This is a genomic window from Rhizobium ecuadorense, from assembly GCF_001187535.1.
Classification (GTDB): Bacteria; Pseudomonadota; Alphaproteobacteria; order Rhizobiales; family Rhizobiaceae; genus Rhizobium; species Rhizobium ecuadorense.
The window spans coordinates 1-450 of record NZ_LFIO01001025.1 but is presented as its reverse complement, the minus strand read 5'-3'; the positions used below and the strand labels follow the sequence as shown (position 1 = coordinate 450).

The 450-nt window shown below is 59.3% G+C and carries 1 protein-coding gene; it reads left to right on the top strand.

Annotated elements, in window-relative coordinates; translation table 11 throughout:
• Positions 1 to 450, top strand: a 450-nt coding sequence (locus tag AF337_RS18580; protein ID WP_193393640.1) for a cache domain-containing protein, incomplete at both ends; no start/stop codon positions are given.

Here is a 450-nt window from a genome sequence, read left to right as displayed (position 1 = left end):
GCGTCTCCTTCCAGCCATCGGGCTATCTCTTCGGCTTCGACTACAACGTCGTCCAGCTCTTCCATCCGAGCCCGGTCAATCTCGGCAAGAATATGAGCGGCCAGGTCGACAAGACAGGCGCGAAATTCAGCCAGGCGCTGGTCGACAATTGCAAGGCCGGCGGCGGTCGCACCTTCTACTACTGGACCAAGCCCGGTCAGCCGGAAGACCAGGTCTTCCTCAAGGGCGGTTATTCCAAGGCCTTCGAACCCTGGAAGATCGTCGTCGGTACCGGCGTCTACCTCGATGACCTGCAGCAGAAGGTCAATGCGACGATCTGGAAGGCGCTGACGGCCTCGCTAATCGTCTTTGTCTGCGGCATCGCCGCTGCCGTCTTTTTCATCCGCGGCATCTCCCATCCGCTGAAGGACATCCATAATGCCCTGCAGTCGGTGGCCGAAGAGGATGTTT